General features: G+C 48.7%; 16 protein-coding genes. 9 read left to right on the top strand and 7 right to left on the bottom strand.

Features of this window, described 5'->3' with window-relative positions; genetic code table 11:
- Positions 1–347 precede the first annotated feature (347 nt).
- Positions 348–755, bottom strand: a complete 408-nt coding sequence (locus FHW36_RS16595) for an AlbA family DNA-binding domain-containing protein (protein WP_145670683.1) — start codon at positions 753–755, stop codon at positions 348–350.
- Between the two features lie 134 nt (positions 756–889).
- The gene (gene uxuA / locus FHW36_RS16590) at positions 890–2,077 is read right to left on the bottom strand and encodes a mannonate dehydratase (protein WP_317131889.1); all 1,188 of its coding nucleotides are present in this window, start codon (positions 2,075–2,077) and stop codon (positions 890–892) included.
- A gap of 227 nt (positions 2,078–2,304) precedes the next feature.
- On the opposite strand from uxuA, the gene FHW36_RS16585 reads away from it, so the two are divergent.
- From FHW36_RS16585 to FHW36_RS16550, 8 genes are all read left to right on the top strand, one after another.
- On the top strand, positions 2,305–3,348 hold the full coding sequence (locus tag FHW36_RS16585) for a LacI family DNA-binding transcriptional regulator (RefSeq protein WP_145670682.1): 1,044 nt from the start codon (positions 2,305–2,307) through the stop codon (positions 3,346–3,348).
- Positions 3,349–3,433: 85 nt separating this feature from the next.
- A complete protein-coding gene (locus FHW36_RS16580; RefSeq protein ID WP_145670681.1) occupies positions 3,434–5,584 on the top strand; it encodes an alpha-glucuronidase family glycosyl hydrolase in 2,151 nt (716 codons plus the stop codon).
- Between the two features lie 28 nt (positions 5,585–5,612).
- Complete coding sequence (locus FHW36_RS16575) at positions 5,613–6,362, top strand: SDR family NAD(P)-dependent oxidoreductase (protein WP_145670680.1); 750 nt, start codon at positions 5,613–5,615, stop codon at positions 6,360–6,362.
- A gap of 20 nt (positions 6,363–6,382) precedes the next feature.
- The gene (locus FHW36_RS16570; protein ID WP_145670679.1) at positions 6,383–8,287 is read left to right on the top strand and encodes a sialate O-acetylesterase; all 1,905 of its coding nucleotides are present in this window, start codon (positions 6,383–6,385) and stop codon (positions 8,285–8,287) included.
- A gap of 54 nt (positions 8,288–8,341) precedes the next feature.
- A complete protein-coding gene (locus FHW36_RS16565; protein ID WP_145670678.1) occupies positions 8,342–9,091 on the top strand; it encodes a hypothetical protein in 750 nt (249 codons plus the stop codon).
- A gap of 344 nt (positions 9,092–9,435) precedes the next feature.
- Positions 9,436–11,718, top strand: a complete 2,283-nt coding sequence (katG, locus tag FHW36_RS16560) for a catalase/peroxidase HPI (RefSeq protein ID WP_145670677.1) — start codon at positions 9,436–9,438, stop codon at positions 11,716–11,718.
- A 131-nt stretch (positions 11,719–11,849) separates the two neighbouring features.
- The gene (locus FHW36_RS16555; protein WP_145670676.1) at positions 11,850–12,749 is read left to right on the top strand and encodes a helix-turn-helix domain-containing protein; all 900 of its coding nucleotides are present in this window, start codon (positions 11,850–11,852) and stop codon (positions 12,747–12,749) included.
- A gap of 99 nt (positions 12,750–12,848) precedes the next feature.
- Entirely contained in the window at positions 12,849–13,826 is a 978-nt protein-coding gene (locus FHW36_RS16550) for an aldo/keto reductase (protein WP_145670675.1), read from the top strand.
- 39 nt (positions 13,827–13,865) lie between these two features.
- Here the strand turns inward: FHW36_RS16550 and FHW36_RS16545 are convergent, their stop codons facing one another.
- Genes FHW36_RS16545 through FHW36_RS16525 form a run of 5 tightly spaced genes read right to left on the bottom strand, consistent with a single transcriptional unit; the run spans position 13,866 to position 16,324 of the window.
- Positions 13,866–14,501: an ankyrin repeat domain-containing protein gene (locus tag FHW36_RS16545; protein ID WP_145670674.1), complete on the bottom strand. Its 636-nt coding sequence runs from the start codon at positions 14,499–14,501 to the stop codon at positions 13,866–13,868.
- Between the two features lie 47 nt (positions 14,502–14,548).
- Positions 14,549–15,130, bottom strand: coding sequence for a YdeI/OmpD-associated family protein (locus FHW36_RS16540; RefSeq protein WP_145670673.1), 582 nt, complete (start codon positions 15,128–15,130; stop codon positions 14,549–14,551).
- 12 nt (positions 15,131–15,142) lie between these two features.
- On the bottom strand, positions 15,143–15,523 hold the full coding sequence (locus tag FHW36_RS16535) for a DoxX family protein (protein WP_145670672.1): 381 nt from the start codon (positions 15,521–15,523) through the stop codon (positions 15,143–15,145).
- A gap of 7 nt (positions 15,524–15,530) precedes the next feature.
- A complete protein-coding gene (locus FHW36_RS16530) occupies positions 15,531–15,995 on the bottom strand; it encodes an SRPBCC domain-containing protein (protein ID WP_145670671.1) in 465 nt (154 codons plus the stop codon).
- 5 nt (positions 15,996–16,000) lie between these two features.
- A complete protein-coding gene (locus FHW36_RS16525) occupies positions 16,001–16,324 on the bottom strand; it encodes an ArsR/SmtB family transcription factor (protein ID WP_145670670.1) in 324 nt (107 codons plus the stop codon).
- Between the two features lie 219 nt (positions 16,325–16,543).
- Here FHW36_RS16525 and FHW36_RS16520 point away from each other — a divergent pair, with 219 nt between their 5' ends.
- Positions 16,544–18,025 carry an FAD-dependent oxidoreductase gene (locus tag FHW36_RS16520; RefSeq protein WP_145670669.1) on the top strand — a complete coding sequence of 494 codons (1,482 nt, stop codon included), beginning with the start codon at positions 16,544–16,546 and terminating at the stop codon, positions 18,023–18,025.
- The last annotated feature ends 31 nt before the right edge of the window (positions 18,026–18,056 follow it).

Raw genomic sequence — 18,056 nt, 5'->3', positions numbered from 1 at the left:
ATGAATGTTACCGACAAGTGATCAAATTGAACAAAAAGAATCACGTATCGTCTATACTACAATCATAAGCTCATAATACATGAACTGTTCCGGCCACATCCTGATGGTAGGTTAACCGTTGCTGATATTGTTTTACCAGCTTCCTTAACAACGGAAGAAGAAGAATGATTACCTTATTAAAACAGTGAAAGACATAAAAGAGTTTAGCAACTGGCTTATTTTTTAATCGCCGGAGTACTTATGGTATCATATGAAGCAAGTAGGTCAATACCGGGTCCTTTTCACCCAGGATATTGCTTTAAATCATTATATCCGGGAGTACAGGGCCGTTTTTCTCCTGGTGGCAGTTAGCACCATGGCCTAATGAGGTAATCATCGGCACTCTCCCAAATACTGCCATCAGGATGCTGAAGATAGGGATCAGCGGTGTCTCCGTTAGCTCTCAGGAAGTCTTTATACACCTCACTGATCCGCCAGCTTTTAATGCCTATACTGCTAACCGGGACATTGATTTCTATATATCGCTTGTTTTCACTTTGCAGCAAATTGACATCGACCACCAGGCCCAGGTGATTAACGACCTTATTAGGAATATCATCCATTAGCTTCTTATACTCATCTAATCCTACCACCATCTCCCTATCATCAACACCTATAAATAACTTGCCACCCTGGGCATTCGCTAATCCGCATACCCATTTCGGGTGTTCATCTCTCCATGATTGCTTGTATGCTATATTTTGTTGTTCCTGCATAAACAATTGTCAGCTTAGTATAAACGCGCTCGCGTTTGGTAAATTGACAAAGCTAGCAGCGGCATAGCCGAAATATGGCCGGCAAATGCAATTAAAAATGTATTAACAATTAGTACTTCTGAAATAAAAACCTATTATACCTCCTTAGATGTTTTCTCCAACAATTTACCCGCCAATCCTACCTGCAATCCCCGCAACTCCGCCAGTCCCTTCAACCTCCCAATACATGAATACCCCGGGTAAGTTGTTTTATGCAAATCATCCAGCATCTGGTGGCCATGATCCGGCCTTACCGGCAACGAGATATTCCGCTGCTTCATCAGCAGTAACAATTCGCGTACAATGCCTACCATATCTGCATCTCCATCCAAGTGAGCGGCTTCAAAAAAATTACCCGCATCATCGTGACGGGTATTGCGCAGGTGCAGGAAATGAATATGCGTGCCCAATCGTTGAATGATTCCTGTGAGGTCATTGCCTGACCTTACGCCGAGCGACCCGGTACAATAGCAGAGGCCATTTGCCGGCGAGGGTACGGCCTGGATAATACGATGCAAATCTGCCTCTGTGCTTACAATACGAGGCAGCCCCAGTACCGGGTACGGAGGATCATCGGGATGGATCGCCATCTTCAATCCCAGGGCTTCCGCGGCCGGGATCACTTCTCCCAAAAAATAAAATAGATTTTCTCTCAATTGGTCGGCATCCACCTGCTGATAGGCAGTTAAAGCGGTCAATATTTCAGCAGGTTCAAAACGACCGGTACTCCCGGGCAAACCCAACAGCGCATTCCGGAACACGGTATCTTTTTGTTCGTCGGTATGGCTTTGCCACCAGGCGTGTGCCAGCGCTATTTCTATGGAACTATAGTCGCTTGTAGCGGCTGGTCTTTTCAACATAAAAAGATCGAACGCAACAAAAGCTGCCCGCTCGAAATAAAGTGCTTTGCTGCCATCAGGGAGCGGATAGCTGATGTCAGTTCTTACCCAATCCAGCACGGGCATAAAGTTATAGGTGACGACTTTAATTCCGCAGGCAGCCAGGTGATGCAGGCTTTCCCGGTAGTTGGCAATATGGGTGAGATAATGACCGCTACGCCGTTTTATATCTTCGCTTACCGGTAAACTTTCTACTACCGTCCAGCTCATGCCTGCCTGTTCAATAAGGTACTGCCGCTCACGGATTGCGGCTAAAGACCACATCTCACCTACCGGCACCTGGTGCAGGGCAGTGACAACTCCGGCACAACCGGCCTGCCGGATATCGCTTAAACTAACCGGATCATGTGGCCCAAACCACCGCATGGTTTCATGCATTAACATAATAATGTTGTTTAACTATCCAATCAATTACTGCGCAGGATAACTATCTGCGCGGCTACGATGGCTTGCTGACGGGCAAAGGCTGTGAAAGCCCAACTCACAGGCAGGCGATGGCCAATGGCAGGCTCCTGTGATGACGAATATAGGAAAAACTAAAACCAATGTAACCGATTGCGTTTTTTTATTCAAAAAAAGTTCACTTCCTTTGAAGAACAAGTTGAACCAACATGTTAGAAGAACGGGAAATCACGATATACGACATAGCCAAATACCTGAACATATCGGCAGCCACGGTAAGCCGGGGGTTGAAAAACAACCCGATGATCAGTAAAGCCACGCGGAAAAAGATCATGGATGCCGCGCAAGTACTGGGATACCAGTCCAACGCCTTCGCGAGCAACCTGAGAAGCCGGCAGACGCATACCCTGGGAGTCATTGTACCGCGGCTCAACAGCTACTTCATGTCGTCTGCCCTGGCGGGCATGGAAAACGCCGCCAACCGCTATGGTTATAACCTGATCATTGCGCAATCACTTGAAGATGCAGAGAAAGAAAAGCGCAACGCTGCCACGATGTTTAACAAACGGGTGGATGGACTGCTTATCTCACTATCTTCCAACACACAAAATATCAATCACCTGGAGCCGTTCTTTAAACGAAAAATTCCGGTTATTTTCTTCGACCGGGTGTACCCGCACAACGAGAGCACCTCGGTGGGGATCAACAACTTCGAGGCGGCCTACCAGGTCACCAAACACCTGATAGACCAGGGTTGTAAACGAATCTTGCACCTGGGAGGTAATGTATTGAGAAATGTGTACCAGGAAAGGCTCAATGGGTACCGGAAAGCGCTGCAGGACCATCACCTATCTTTTTCAGATAAATTGCACCTTACAGGTCCGCTCTCTGAACAGGCCGGCACAGATGCGGCCAGGCATATACTGGAACTGGCGCCCAACAAACGCCCGGATGCCGTTTTTTCGGCCAACGACACTGCTGCGGTTTATTGTATGCTGGCCTTGCAGGCGGCTGGTCTCCGGATCCCGGAAGACATTGCCTTCGCCGGCTTCAACAATGATCCGATCAGCAAGGTGATCGCGCCAAATCTCACTACCGTCGAATACCACGGCGATAGCATTGGTCACACCGCTGCTACCTACCTGATTAACCACCTGAAAGGTATCAGCGATCTGTATGCTACGAATGCCATCACCCTGAGGGCTGATCTCGTAATACGTGCTTCCTCCCTGAAAAATAAGAACCCGGAATAGCCTTTTTTCGAGGTTATTACACGCAACCGATTGCGAAAATAATTAAAAAGATGATGCTAAATCCGTCAAACCGGTAGTTATCGATATGAAAAATTCCACGTTATTGTTCTTCTGTCTCTGCTGCTTCCTGCTCACCAAAGGAGAAAATGGTGATGACCTCTGGCTGCGGTATCCGCCGGTAGCTGATAAAATGCTGCAGGCTTCTTATCGTTATCATGTCAGTGCCCTCATGGTTCCCTCCTCCGACGCCACGCTGAATATTGCCAGGCAGGAACTGCTCAACGGCCTCTCCCGCCTGCTGCAAACCCAGGTGCCGGCCACCGCTACCCTCCGCCAGGATGAAACGGTGATAGCCGGTACGGCACAACAGTGTCCGCTCATCGCACAAGCGAATATCGCCGGTCTGCTGAAAGCGGCCGGTAACGAGGGTTTCATGATCGTCCCCAAAATACTACAAGGAAAGCGCTGCCTCCTCATCAGCGGCAATACCTCCATAGGCGTGCTTTATGGTGTGTTTCATTTTCTGCGCCTGCTGCAAACCGCCCAGCCTATTCCTGTTCAGCCTATTATATCTGCGCCTAAAATCCAGTTACGCATGCTGGATCACTGGGATAACCTTAACCGCACCGTGGAAAGAGGCTATGCAGGTTTTTCGATCTGGAACTGGCATACGCTGCCTACGTATATCGATCAGCGTTATATCGACTATGCCCGGGCCAATGCTTCTATCGGTATCAATGGTACCGTACTAACCAACGTTAACGCCAATGCCACGGTATTGACGCCGGCCTACCTGGAAAAAGTGAAAGCCCTGGCCGATGTGTTCCGTCCCTACGGCATCCGGGTATACCTTACCGCCCGATTCAGCGCCCCGATGGAAATTGGCGGGCTGGCCACCGCCGATCCGCTGAATGACAGTGTACGCGGATGGTGGAAAGAAAAGATAAAAGAGATCTATTCCTATATTCCCGACTTCGGTGGTTTTCTTGTAAAAGCGAACAGCGAAGGGCAGCCAGGGCCACAGGACTATCACCGTACCCATGCCGACGGCGCCAATATGCTGGCAGATGCCATTGCTCCGTATAAAGGCATCGTAATATGGCGCGCATTCGTGTATAGTCACGATAACCCGATAGACCGCCATAAACAGGCTTACGACGACTTTGTTCCACTCGACGGACAGTTCAGGCCAAATGTATTGTTGCAGGTAAAAAACGGGGCTATCGACTTCATGCCGCGTGAACCTTTTCATCCGCTGTTTGGCGCCATGCCTAAAACGCCATTGATGATGGAGTTCCAGCTTACACAGGAATACCTGGGGCAAGGAACCAGCCTGGTTTTCCTGGCTCCCCTGTTCAAAGAAACACTGGAAAGCGATACCTATAGCAAAGGCGCAGGCAGCACTGTAGCTAAAGTCATTGATGGCAGTGTTGATCAACATATGCTCAGCGGCATGGCCGGCGTAGCCAATATCGGTAATGATATCAACTGGTGCGGCCATCCCTTTGCGCAGGCCAACTGGTATGCGCTGGGGCGGCTGGCATGGGATCATACCCTTTCCAGTGAACAGATAGCAGAAGAATGGTTGCGTATGACCTTCTCCAACGAGCTTACTTTTCTAAAAAGTGCCACCCGGTTGATGCTGGAAAGCCGTGATATTATCGTACAATATTCCAACCCCATAGGATTACATCATATCATGGGTACAGGGCACCACTATGGGCCGGCCCCCTGGGTCAACAACCAGCACCGCCCCGAATGGAATCCTGTTTATTATCACAAAGCAGATAGCACCGGTATTGGCTTTGATCGTACGGCCACCGGCAGTAATGCATTGGCACAATACCAGCCGGCCGTACGCCGGCAATGGGAAGATATCCACACCTGTGATGAAAAATACCTGCTCTGGTTTCATCATGTGCAGTGGCGTTTCCGTATGAAAAGTGGCAGGAACCTTTGGGAGGAACTGTGTTACCAATACTACACCGGCGCAGACCGGGTAACCGGCATGCAGCATACCTGGGAAAGCCTGCGTCCTTTTGTAGATCCGCAGCGGTTTGCACAGGTAACCATGTTGTTAAAAATACAGCAACAGGAAGCCACCTGGTGGAGAAATGCCTGCCTGCTGTATTTCCGGACATTCAGCCATATGCCGCTACCAGCGGACTATACGCCGCCAGACAAAACACTGGAGTACTATAAACAGTTACAGTTCCCCTTTGCGCCGGGTAACTGATAAATATATTTTTAACAGCCGAAGAAAGATGACAGCACTAAAAAGAAAATTAGCCATTGTAACAGGCGGCGGTTCAGGTATAGGTTTCGCGATCGCCGAAAAATTAATACAGCAGGGTATGAAAGTAATCATCCTGGGAAGAAATGCGGAGAGACTGGAAGAAGCGCAACAACAGCTGGGCAATGCCTGTCACGCTATCGCCGCGGATATTACTCAGCTGGCAGCCATTCCCACGCTGGTAAACCGTATTGTGGAGCAGCATGGTCCCATCGACATCCTGGTAAACAATGCGGGTATCAATCATAAAAAAGATTTTACAGAAGTCACTGACGAAGCATTCCAACAGGTACTGCTTACCAATGTGACTGCCGTATTTACCATGAGCCGTGAAGTGGTAAAATCCATGTTGCCACAGGGAGCTGGTTGTATCGTTAATATCAGCTCTATGGCAGCGCAATACGGCATTCCGAAGGTGATCGCCTATTCTGCCAGCAAAACGGCCATAGAGGGCATGACCCGGGCCATGGCGGTAGAATTATCGCCCAAAGGAATACGGGTAAATGCGATTGCCCCGGGGTTTATTTATTCCGATATGACCGCTAAAGCCCTGGACAGCGACCCGGAAAGAAAAGCCAGGGTATTGGGCCGTACGCCGATGGGCGCTATGGGACAAGCCACTGATATAGGCGATGCCGTTGTTTTTCTTAGCAGCGATGCCGCCCGCTTTATTACCGGTGTAGTATTACCGGTAGACGGCGGTAACAGCATCGGTTTTTAGTGCATTGTAAATCTACTTATATGAAACAACTGATGATTATTTTGCTCTGCTGTTGCAGCGGTTATATGACAACAGCGCAGGTGAAACTTCCGCGACTGATACGTGACAGCATGGTCCTGCAGCGGGACGAAAAGGTAAAACTATGGGGCTGGGCAGCCCCGTCGGAAAAAGTAAAGGTACATTTCCGGGATACCGACTATAAAACAACAGCCGGGGCAGATGGCCGCTGGGCGGTATATTTACCACCCACGCGCGCCGGTGGACCTTATAGTATGACGATTTCCGGAAGCAACAAAATTGTTTTACAGGATATCCTGTTTGGCGATGTGTGGTTTTGTAGTGGCCAGTCGAATATGGTTCACGAGATGAATATTCACGATGTTACCTACCGCCAGGATATCCTGGCTGCCAATGACCCGGATATCCGACAATTCCTTGTACCGCCCATCAACGAAATGGCTGGTCCGCAGGCTGATCTGCCAGGTGGTTACTGGCAACCGGCGGTTGGAGAGCAGGTAAGACCTTTTTCCGCAGTAGCCTATTTCTTTGCCAAAAGCATCCACGACACTTATCATATCCCCGTAGGTATTATCAACGCCAGCATAGGAGGCACGCCTATAGAGGCCTGGATGAGTGAGGATGGTTTTAAGGAGTTCCCGGCGCAGACAGCACTTATCCGGCAAAATAAAGATACCGCAGGATTTCGTCGCCAGCATTTTCCTGTGAAGACCGTGTTCCCCGCAGATGCCGGCCTTACCCAGCTGCCACGATGGTACGACACTGCTTATATACCCAAAGGCTGGCGCCAGATCAACATTCCCGGTTACTGGGAAGACCAGGGAGCAAAAGATTTAAATGGCGTGGTATGGTATCGCCGTGAGATCACGTTACCGCCTGCTATGGAAGGAAAGCCAGCCAGCGTTTTCCTCGGGCGCATTGTGGACGCAGATGAATTATATATCAACGGTAAATTGGCGGGCCGCACGTTCTATCAATATCCGCAACGCCGCTACCAGGTGCCAGCCGGGTTATTAAAAACAGGCAGGAACCTTTTCGTAGTACGCGTTACTAATACTGCCGGCAAAGGAGGATTTGTACCCGATAAACCTTATTGCATTTTCTCTGGTACAGACACCATCGATCTGAAAGGATACTGGCAATATAAAGCCGGCGCAGTATATCCCCCTGTAGCCCCTCATTACACTCCGCTCTCACAAAATCAGCCAACAGCCCTTTACAACGCTATGGTAGCGCCATTTACGGGCTATGCCATCAAAGGCATCTGCTGGTACCAGGGGGAAGCTAATACCGATCGCGCCGACCAGTATAAACAATTGTTACCGGCACTGATCCGTGACTGGCGCCAACAATGGTCGCAGGATTCGCTTCCTTTTCTCTATGTACAACTCCCCGGGTTCATGGACTACAACTATCTTCCCACCGAAAGCAACTGGGCCAGGCTGAGAGAGGCGCAGCTACAATCCTTATCCGTGCCCCGCACCGCCATGGCGGTAGCTATTGACCTGGGTGAATGGAATGACATTCATCCTGACAATAAAAAATCGGTCGGCGAAAGACTGGCTCTCGCGGCCAGAGGTGTGGCCTATGGAGAGCCCATTACCTACTCAGGTCCATTGTTTCATACAGCAACGATTAATAGAAATAAAATTGTGGTTAGCTTTACCCAAACCGGCAGCGGGCTTACTACCATGGATGGCGATGCTTTATCGGCATTTGAGATTGCCGGCGCCGATAAAAAATTTGTGTGGGCGCAAGCCAGTATTAACGGGAACCAGGTAACTGTTTGGAATGAGACTGTAAGCGCTCCTTTGTACGTACGGTATGCCTGGTCGGATAATCCCCTGCAGCCGAATCTCTGCAACCAGGAAAAGCTGCCTGCTTCGCCATTTAGAACAGATCCCTGACATGGAATTTACAGATATAATCTTATATTTCCTGTTTAAAACAATTACCCTAACATGAGAACTCCCTGCCTGATCCTTATATGTTGTATTTCCTGTTTGTGCGGTGTCGCACAAACAGGAAAATTATTCCAGGTAAAAAAAATAGTGATCAGCGATGCCGCGCAAAAGAAGCATCCAGGTGATTTCCAGCGAAGCACCCCCTATTTTTTTGAAGATGAAAGCTATACGGTACGGAAGACTTGCAGCGGAGAATTTGGCGGCAGCATCATTTTTAAAAATAAAAAAACAGGTATTGAATATAGCTGTTCAGCTACCTGCCCGGTTGTAGTAAATAAGGTAGATGGTAAATATATTGTTACTAATGCCCTGTCACATCTTATCGGCTTTTCAGAAGTGCTCCAGATAGATCATCCGGATTCTATGCAGGTTTTCAAGCCATTCCAGCCCGGGAAATCGAAAAAGAAGAAAGGCATCATTATAAGATATGTGGGAGATGATGAAGTACGCGCTACCCTGGGCAGCAAGCAGTTACTGGATACTACCCGTATTCTGATATTATCGAGTTTCATCTTTAACAACCAATGTTATCATATTGTTACAGACTTTGAAAAGACTTACATCTCAACCATTGAAAACAAAAAGCTGATACATCTGCAACTGCTTTGTGATGAAAGTCTTTTTACAGATGATGCTGAAGTTATCCAGACTAAAGACAATCACAATATTCTCTTCTTTGGTAAAGGGGAAGCCAGCGGCTATATAGATATAATGGGTAATAACATCCTGCTTACGACTTACCAGTAGTCTTATTTCATTCAACATTTCACCTTTCTATCCCTTCCGTCGGGGCAGTAATTTCGCGTAATAACCGATGGGGTTTCCCCCCGAACTTTAGTATATTGCAATAAGCCATTACACGGAGGAAATCTGTATAAGATTTCCTCCTATCAATTATTCCTGTTTCCCTTGTACCCCGGACGGTGACGATAGATTGGTAATCACTCTCTCAGCAACATAAATAGGTTTTAACTATAAAAACATAGAACTAATTGATTTTACTTATATCATCAATGTACTTACTTTTACCAAACCTGCACCGATAAACTGGTACAGGCAAGTGCTCATCCTCACCATAAACTTTTTAAAAAATGGAAAAAGAATTAACTGACATCAGTAAATGCCCATTTCATAATGGCAGCATGAAGCACAACGTTGGCGGCGGCGGCACCAGGAACCGCGACTGGTGGCCTAACCACTTAAAGTTGAGTATCCTGCGCCAGCATGCGTCCTTATCAGATCCCATGGAGAAAGATTTTAACTATGCCGAAGCTTTTAAAAGCCTGGACCTGGAAGCGGTGAAAAAAGACCTGCATGTATTGATGACCGACTCACAGGATTGGTGGCCGGCCGACTTTGGGCATTACGGACCTTTATTTATCCGTATGGCCTGGCACAGCGCAGGTACGTATCGTGTCGGTGATGGCCGCGGAGGTGCAGGATCAGGACAACAACGCTTTGCGCCACTCAACAGCTGGCCTGATAATGTGAGTCTCGATAAGGCCCGCAGGTTACTGTGGCCTATTAAACAAAAGTATGGCCGCAATATTTCCTGGGCAGATTTACTGATCCTTACCGGTAATGTGGCACTGGAGTCGATGGGCTTTAAAACTTTTGGTTTTGCCGGTGGACGTGAGGATGTATGGGAAGCAGATGAGGCCGTATACTGGGGTTCGGAAACCACCTGGCTGGGTGGCGATCTCCGTTACGCCCATGGTTCCCCTGGCGTAGCTGAACCACATGCTGTATTGTCGGCCGATGAAAAAGCGGATGGTGATATTCACTCCCGTAACCTGGAAAACCCGTTAGCGGCTGTTCAGATGGGATTGATTTACGTGAACCCGGAAGGTCCGGATGGCAATCCCGATCCAATTGCTGCTGCCAAAGATATCCGCGACACTTTTGGCCGTATGGCGATGAATGATGAAGAAACGGTAGCCCTGATAGCGGGTGGACACAGCTTTGGTAAAACTCATGGCGCCGCGCCTGCCAGCCATGTGGGTAAAGAACCGGAAGGCGCCGACTTAGAAATGCAGGGCCTGGGCTGGAGCAATAGCTATGGTAGCGGTAAAGGTGCAGATACCATTACCAGTGGATTGGAAGTGATATGGACAAAAACGCCTACGCGATGGAGCAATAACTTCTTTGAAAACCTGTTCGGCTTTGAATGGGAACTGACTAAAAGTCCCGCGGGCGCACACCAATGGGTAGCCAAAAATGCAACGGCCATCATCCCCGATGCATATGATGGCGGCAAAAAGCACTTGCCTACTATGCTAACCACCGACCTCTCATTACGATTTGATCCTGTTTACGAAAAAATATCCCGGCGCTTCCTGGAAAATCCCGAGGCCTTTGCCGATGCATTTGCGCGGGCCTGGTTCAAACTCACCCACCGCGATATGGGACCGCGTGCCCGTTACCTGGGACCAGATGTGCCGTCAGAAATACTGATTTGGCAAGATCCTATTCCTGCTGTTAATCATCCGTTAGTTAATGACAGCGATATTGCGGATCTGAAAGCAAAAATACTGGCTTCAGGGCTGAGTGTATCGGAGCTGGTATCTACCGCGTGGGCATCTGCCTCTACTTTCCGCGGCTCAGACAAACGGGGTGGCGCTAATGGCGCCCGCATCCGACTGGCGCCACAGAAATACTGGCAGGTCAACAATCCACCACAGCTGCAAAAGGTGCTGGACAAACTGGAAAGCATCCAGCAGGCATTTAACAGCGCCCAATCAGATGGCAAAAAGGTATCGCTGGCAGACCTGATCGTGCTGGCTGGCGTGGCCGGTTTGGAAAAAGCCGCTAAAGACGCGGGACAGTCCGTTACAGTGCCATTTACACCCGGCCGTATGGACGCCTCCCAGGACCAAACCGATGTAGAATCTGTTGGTCACCTGGAACCTTTGGCCGATGGCTTCCGCAACTACCGGAAAGTGAAGCTGCCGGTATCTACAGAAGAATTGCTGGTAGACAAGGCGCAGCTATTGACATTGACCGTACCGGAATTAACGGTATTGATAGGCGGTATGCGCGTATTAAACACCAACTACGATGGCTCCGCACATGGCGTATTTACGAAGCGTCCGGGTCAGCTGACCAACGACTTCTTCGTGAACCTGCTGGACATGAATACCACCTGGAAAGCAGCAGGCGCCGACCGCGAAATTTATGAAGGCAGCAGTCGCGCTACCGGCGAAGCAAAATGGACCGCTACCCGGGCCGACCTGGTATTTGGCTCCAATGCAGAGCTGCGGGCCGTTGCCGAAGTATATGGCAGCGCTGATGCACAAGCTAAATTTGTGAAAGACTTTATTGCTGCCTGGAATAAGGTGATGAACCTCGACCGGTTTGACTTAAAGAAAGCGTAATTTTACAGATAACAAAAAGCGCCTGTTTCTCATTATTGATGAAACAGGTGCTTTTTTATTTTTATGGGGAGAGAAGAAACGCCGGCAGGCTTTACTTTTTCAATATTATTTGAAATTTGTAATTTTAGGTAATGGCTAACATTGAAACCATAGCGGACTTTTATAAAAAGAACATCGGCTGGACGTCCGGACGTGTTAGCCAGGAAACAGGGCATTTCAATGTATTTCAATCGGAATATTCGGACGATAATCCACCCAATCCTTCTGCCTACCGGAGGAGAGATTTTTACAAGATCACCTTGTCCTTCGGGCCAAGCGAACTACAGTTTGCCGATAAAATAGTACAGGTAAAAAAGCAGGCGCTCATCTTTCTCAACCCACAAATTCCCTACACCGCAGATCTTTCGCAGGTAAGCAGCAGCTATTGCCTGGTATTTAATCAATCCTTCTTTCATCAGCATGGCCACCCCGGTGAATATCCCGTTTACCAGCCTGGCGGTATCCATGCATTTGAATTAACTGATGAGCAGGCAAACAGCGCCCGGAGCATTTTTCAGCGCATGCTGGAAGAAATAGACGCCGACTATCTATACAAGTACGATGTGCTTAGAAACCTGGTGTTGGAACTCATTCACTTTGCATTAAAGACACAGCTTTTTGCGGCGGCCCACCTGAAGCCCAGGCTAAATGCGTCGGAACGGATTGCCGCTCTTTTTACGGCGCTCCTGGAACGGCACTATGCCATCGATGACAGCGCACAGCGGATAGTCTTGCGCTCCCCTGCCGACTTTGCCCATCACATGAATATCCATGTCAACCACCTCAACCGTGCGCTGAAAGAAGTTACTGCAAAAACCACGTCTCAGCTCATCGCCACACGCTGCCTCACAGAGGCTAAGACGTTATTGAAACAAAGTACCTGGAATGTGGGAGAAATAGCCTACGCCCTGGGTTTCCTGGAAACCGCCCACTTTAACGCCTTCTTCAAAAAACATATGGGCACTACTCCCCTTGGATTCAGAAATGTTTGAATTTCGAAATAGATCGTTTGTATTTTGCTTTTTCACCGGTAGGCCCTAACAGACCTTTGCATACGAATCGGACCTTGTTAATTCAAAAAACGAAAACATATGCAAAAGAGAAAACTCGGATCGCTGGAAGTATCCACCATTGGCTATGGATGCATGGGGTTGAGTATGGGATATGGCACCGTACCGGACAAAAAAGAATCGCTACAATTAATCCGCCAGGCATATGATTGGGGGTGCACTTTCTTTGATACGGCTGAAAGATATGCGGCCGGCGACAACGAAGCTCTGGTCGGTGAAGCTTTACAGGACATCCGGGATAAAGTGGTGATAGCTACCAAATTTATGCTGGACCAATATACCCCGGGAGATACCCCGAGAAACCTTTTACGCCTGATCCGGGAGAAGCTGGAAAATTCATTGCGCAGGCTCCGCACGGACCATGTGGGGCTTTATTATCAACACCGGGTAAATAAAGACATCCCCGTCGAAGACATTGCCTGGTGCATGGGCGAATTGATAAAAGAAGGGAAAATACGGGGCTGGGGACAGTCGCAGGCTACCGAAGCTGAAATCAGGCGGGCGCATGCCATTACGCCATTAACTGCTGTACAGAATGAATACTCTATGATGGAGCGGCAATTCGAATCTGCCGTCATTCCTGCCTGTGAAGAACTGCATATCGGGTTTGTTCCGTTCTCTCCCCTGGCCAATGGCTTTCTTTCCGGCAAAGTGACCACCGATACTACCTTTACCGGTTTCGATGCAAGGAGAGTAATTACCCGCTTTGAAAAGGATAACATGACTGCCAATCAACCTCTACTAGCGCTGCTCCAGTTGTTTGCCACCCAAAAGGCAGCTACACCAGCACAGATTTCTTTAGCCTGGATGCTGCATAAAAAAGATTTTATCGTACCTATTCCGGGCTCCCGTAAACCGGAACGGGTGCGGGAAAACTTTGGCGCTGCCGGGATTGTATTGACTGCTGAAGAATATGGGGCTATTGAGTCGGCATTGTCGCAGATCCGTATTCATGGCAACCGGACGGATGAAGATTTGGCTAAATTGCGTACCCTGTAAAGAAAGCAGGTGTCCCTGTTTTACAGGAGACACCTGCTTTTATCCTAATAAACTTATCAGTTCCCTATCCGTTTCCTCCAGTAATTCAAACGGCGTAGTGCCGTTCAGGTTAGGCACTGTTTTGTCGGCGCCGGCGTTGAGGAGTAGCCTCACACATTCGGTCTGGTGATATTGATTGGCTATGCCGCCGTATTTAAGTCCATGCACGGCCCAGAACAATGGCGTACTGCGAAATTCGGTGCACAGCTGATGAATATTGGCATGCTCCCGGATCAGTCTTGCTACTAATTGATCCCTGCCCACCCAGGCAGCCCAATGCAAGGCCGTGCCACCGTGGCACCCGGCATGATGGATGTCGGCGCCATTTTCTATATACAAGATACCCACCTGCTCAGCGTGCAGGCTGGCAGCCGCCACCAGGGGGGTATCCTGCCCCGCTGCCAACGTGTAACCGTTAACGTTGGCTCCATGTGCCAGGAAGATGCGGGCTATTTCAACACCTTCCTGGTCTGTCAGCGTATGGGAGAAAACGCCATCGCAAACCCGGTGTAACGGATGTGCTTTGGTAGTGTTGTTTTCGTCGAAAGGGATGCCTTCATTGGCTAACGCCGGGTTTTGAGCAAGCGCCTGCCGGATCCCTTCATAATCTTTGTGCATGATCAGTGTTCGCATCATGTGCTGCCTGTTTCCGGATGAAAATAAACGTTGTTTGATGTGTTACCTCACTCATCGTCCAGCCCTTTTCCGGCGAGGATATGTTTCATATATTTTTCCACCCGGGAGGCCCGGGTCTTTGACTGTTTAGCAGCGGCAAAATAGAGCAGGTATCCCCTTTGACGGCCCGGTGTCAGGCTATCAAAGGCTGTTCTCAATGCAGGCAGGGTATCCAGCTTTTCCTGGAATTCTTCCGGTACCGGATACTCAGTGGCTTTTTTATACTGCACTTTTGCCCCGGATTGCTCCAGTTCAATGGCTTCGTGAATATAGTTCACCAGTATGTTCTTCATCTTATTAATGTCTTTCATACTGGTAAACCGCATCTGTCGCGCTGCCTGGACATTATCCGTTTGCTGGATCAACACGCCATGTATATCGTTGATCAATGCACCTTTGAAGAATAACACTGCGCAGTAATCTTTAAATCCATGCATTAAGATGATGTTCTTATCGTGGAGCGAGTAGCAGGGAACGCCCCATTTCAGGCTTTCTGTGAGTTGAGATTCCAATATGATGTTTCTCAGCTTATCAAATTCCTCCTGCCACTTTTCCGCTCTACCTATAAATGCATCGACCTTATGATTCATGTTACGCTATTTTTAATTAAAGGAAAGGATTCTTCTATCAGCCGGCCTGAAATACCAGGAAATGGCTGTCAAGATAAGTAATAATAACGAAGGAAACATATCCTTCATCACGCCGCCCACAGCGATATGCGAGAGTAACGCACCCGACATGGCGAAAAAGAAACCGGCGTACGCCCACTCTTTCAGTAAAGGGAATTTAGGCACCAGGATAGCGATTACCCCCAGAATTTTCCAGCAGCCAATGATCTTCTGGAAGTAAGGGGGGTAACCCAGGCCCGCCATGAAATCATTTTCTGTTTTCATGGCGGATAATTGAACAATCGCGGTGGAGGTCATGCCCAGGGCCAGCCAAAGGGTGGCAATCCAATAGATGATTTTATTTCTCTTTGTCATGACGTTTTTATAGTTGTTCTTGTAAGATTTTTTCTATCCGGTTATGTGCCAGGTCGATTCCCCGGACCATACCCTGTTTTATAACGGCATCCCGCTTTTCAACAGATTCATAGATGACATGCATCAGGAGTTTGCTGGTACTATTGGTGACCGCCTCAAATTCATAAAACTCCAGCTGCAGGCCGAACGGCGTTCCTTCCATTTCGAAGGTGCGCACGATCTTTTTGTTCGGGATAAATTCATGTGCTACGCCGCTGAAGCGGTACTTATTTCCTTTAGGGTCAGAGGTTTCAAACTGGTAGCTGCCATATTTCCGGCTTTCCAGTTGCAATACTTTTGTTCCCATCCATTGTTCTACAATTTCAGGTTCCGTGTAGGCAGTGAACAGCAGTTCCAACGGTAAATCAAACTCCCTGGTAATAAACAGTTCCTGCTTACCGTCTTCGGCGTTGACTTTCGTTTTTTGTTCCATAACTATTATTTTTTGGGTTTGTAGTTTTTCATGATCGACTCTAGTTTATTAAAACGGTCGTCCCACATTTTGCGGAATGGTTCAATAAAATCTGCGATGGCTTTCATTTTCTTTGCGTTTATATGATAGTAAATTTCCCTGCCGTTTTGCGTTTGTTCCAGCAGTTCACACTCCGTTAGTATTTGCAGGTGTTTGGAAACGGTAGGTCTTGCTGTTTCAAAATTTGAGGCGATTGCTCCTGCCGTCATCGCCTGGGAGGCCACCAACAGCAGTATAGCCCTCCTGGTGGGGTCTGCTATGGCCTGGAATACATCTCGTCTTAAATTCATTATGTAGCTATTTGACTACAAATATACATGTAGCCATTTAACTACACAAATTTTTCTTTTATCCCGGAAAAATAGTTTCCGCCGTTAAAAACCTATATGACCTGTCGTAAATTGCCTGATAAATGTCGTAACCCAAACCCACGGCTACTTCTAATTTTTCTACATTTGAACGGTCATGAATTTGTATAAGCCGACAACAAATTTTAAATTTAGTATCATATGGAAAAGATTACCGCCGGGGATATACGTTATGCGGATCTTGCAGGAAAAAGATTTAATAAACGCTTTAGCGGGAAGCCGGAATATATTGTACTGCCCACCACTACCACCGAAGTGGTGATAGCAGTACAGGAAGCCGTGAGCAACAAACGGCGGCCGGTGGTGCGCAGTGGCGGCCATTGCCTGGAGGGTTTTGTATCTGATCCCACCGCACAGGTACTGATCGATACCTCCCTGATGACAAACGTTTCTTACGATGCCGACATGGGGGCCTTTGCCGTGGAAGCTGGCGCCACAGTAGGCGAAACCTACCGGCGGCTGTTCCTGGGCTGGGGCGTAGTACTTCCGGCGGGCGAGCATCCTGGTATTGGTATGGGCGGACATGTATTGGGTGGCGCCTTCGGGTTTCTATGCCGTGAACATGGACTGGCGGCGGATTATCTTTATGCCGTAGAGGTGGTGACTGTAGCTGCATCGGGACAGGCCGTTCCCATTATCGCCACCCGGGAAGTATCCGATCCTAACTATGATTTGTGGTGGGCGCATACCGGCGCCGGCGGTGGCAACTTCGGCATTGTTACCCGCTACTGGCTGCGGAGCCCCGATGCTACCGGCACAGACCCCTATACCACTTTACCCGCGGCACCGGCAACTATTACTACGTTTCGCGTGTCGTGGGACTGGTCACTCGTTAATGAAAGCACCTTTTCGCAACTGACCAGCAACTTTGGCGCCTGGGCGGCACAACATAGCGGTCCGGATTCGCCTTTCCGTCAACTGTTCAGCATTTTGTTTCTTAATCACCGTAACATCGGCAAACTGGATATTAAAGGTCTCGCTACCGGTCCACAGGCGGCGCGCCTGATTGAAGAACACCTGGCCGATATTGTGGAACCTCTCGGTATCGCCTATACGAAACAAATAGAAGAAACGCCATGGCTGCAATTTGCACTCAACCCGTTCCCTGAACTTTTCCAGCCCGGCTTCGACAATGCACTGGCCAAAGTAAAAGACGCCTTCTTCAAACGTCCCTTCACAGACAGCCAGATTGCCACTGCCTATAAATACCTTACCCTGGCGGCTCCCATAGGCGGCGGGCTTGGAATGGCTACCTACGGAGGCAAAGTAAATACCATTGCTCCCGGCGCTACAGCTTCCGCACAACGCGACAGCATCCTCGACGTGGCCTGCAATACCGGGTGGATCAGCCCCGAAGGCGCCGCTCCCAGCCTGGAATGGGTACGTAACTTTTACAAAGACCTCTTCCCCGGATCGGGTGGTGTACCGGTACCGAATGATCAAACCGATGGGGCTATGATTAACCACCCCGATACGGACCTTGCCACAGCATGGAATCAATCAGGCGTTCCCTGGTATACGCTCTATTACAAAGAGAACTATCCCCGGCTGCAACAGGTAAAAGCCAAATGGGATCCGTTGAATATATTCTATCACGCATTATCTATCCGGGCGGATCAATAGCGACCGGATAGATCATTGCTACCTTAAAGCA

Origin of the sequence: Chitinophaga polysaccharea (genome assembly GCF_007829335.1) — a bacterium.
In the GTDB taxonomy this organism is placed as follows: domain Bacteria; phylum Bacteroidota; class Bacteroidia; order Chitinophagales; family Chitinophagaceae; genus Chitinophaga; species Chitinophaga polysaccharea_B.
The sequence above is the reverse complement of the archived record's forward strand: the minus strand, read 5'-3'. Positions and strand labels throughout refer to the sequence as shown.

What these genes read in the sequence shown, in the direction of transcription:
- FHW36_RS16525 (WP_145670670.1), bottom strand. Translation starts at nt 16,324, where the DNA reads ATGAATTTAAGACGAGATGTATTCCAGGCCATAGCAGACCCCACCAGG.
- FHW36_RS16550 (WP_145670675.1), top strand. Translation starts at nt 12,849, where the DNA reads ATGCAAAAGAGAAAACTCGGATCGCTGGAAGTATCCACCATTGGCTAT.
- FHW36_RS16570 (WP_145670679.1), top strand. Translation starts at nt 6,383, where the DNA reads ATGAAACAACTGATGATTATTTTGCTCTGCTGTTGCAGCGGTTATATG.
- FHW36_RS16595 (WP_145670683.1), bottom strand. Translation starts at nt 755, where the DNA reads ATGCAGGAACAACAAAATATAGCATACAAGCAATCATGGAGAGATGAA.
- FHW36_RS16580 (WP_145670681.1), top strand. Translation starts at nt 3,434, where the DNA reads ATGAAAAATTCCACGTTATTGTTCTTCTGTCTCTGCTGCTTCCTGCTC.
- uxuA (WP_317131889.1), bottom strand. Translation starts at nt 2,077, where the DNA reads ATGTTAATGCATGAAACCATGCGGTGGTTTGGGCCACATGATCCGGTT.
- FHW36_RS16545 (WP_145670674.1), bottom strand. Translation starts at nt 14,501, where the DNA reads ATGATGCGAACACTGATCATGCACAAAGATTATGAAGGGATCCGGCAG.
- FHW36_RS16520 (WP_145670669.1), top strand. Translation starts at nt 16,544, where the DNA reads ATGGAAAAGATTACCGCCGGGGATATACGTTATGCGGATCTTGCAGGA.
- FHW36_RS16530 (WP_145670671.1), bottom strand. Translation starts at nt 15,995, where the DNA reads ATGGAACAAAAAACGAAAGTCAACGCCGAAGACGGTAAGCAGGAACTG.
- FHW36_RS16535 (WP_145670672.1), bottom strand. Translation starts at nt 15,523, where the DNA reads ATGACAAAGAGAAATAAAATCATCTATTGGATTGCCACCCTTTGGCTG.
- FHW36_RS16575 (WP_145670680.1), top strand. Translation starts at nt 5,613, where the DNA reads ATGACAGCACTAAAAAGAAAATTAGCCATTGTAACAGGCGGCGGTTCA.
- katG (WP_145670677.1), top strand. Translation starts at nt 9,436, where the DNA reads ATGGAAAAAGAATTAACTGACATCAGTAAATGCCCATTTCATAATGGC.
- FHW36_RS16565 (WP_145670678.1), top strand. Translation starts at nt 8,342, where the DNA reads ATGAGAACTCCCTGCCTGATCCTTATATGTTGTATTTCCTGTTTGTGC.
- FHW36_RS16585 (WP_145670682.1), top strand. Translation starts at nt 2,305, where the DNA reads ATGTTAGAAGAACGGGAAATCACGATATACGACATAGCCAAATACCTG.
- FHW36_RS16555 (WP_145670676.1), top strand. Translation starts at nt 11,850, where the DNA reads ATGGCTAACATTGAAACCATAGCGGACTTTTATAAAAAGAACATCGGC.
- FHW36_RS16540 (WP_145670673.1), bottom strand. Translation starts at nt 15,130, where the DNA reads ATGAATCATAAGGTCGATGCATTTATAGGTAGAGCGGAAAAGTGGCAG.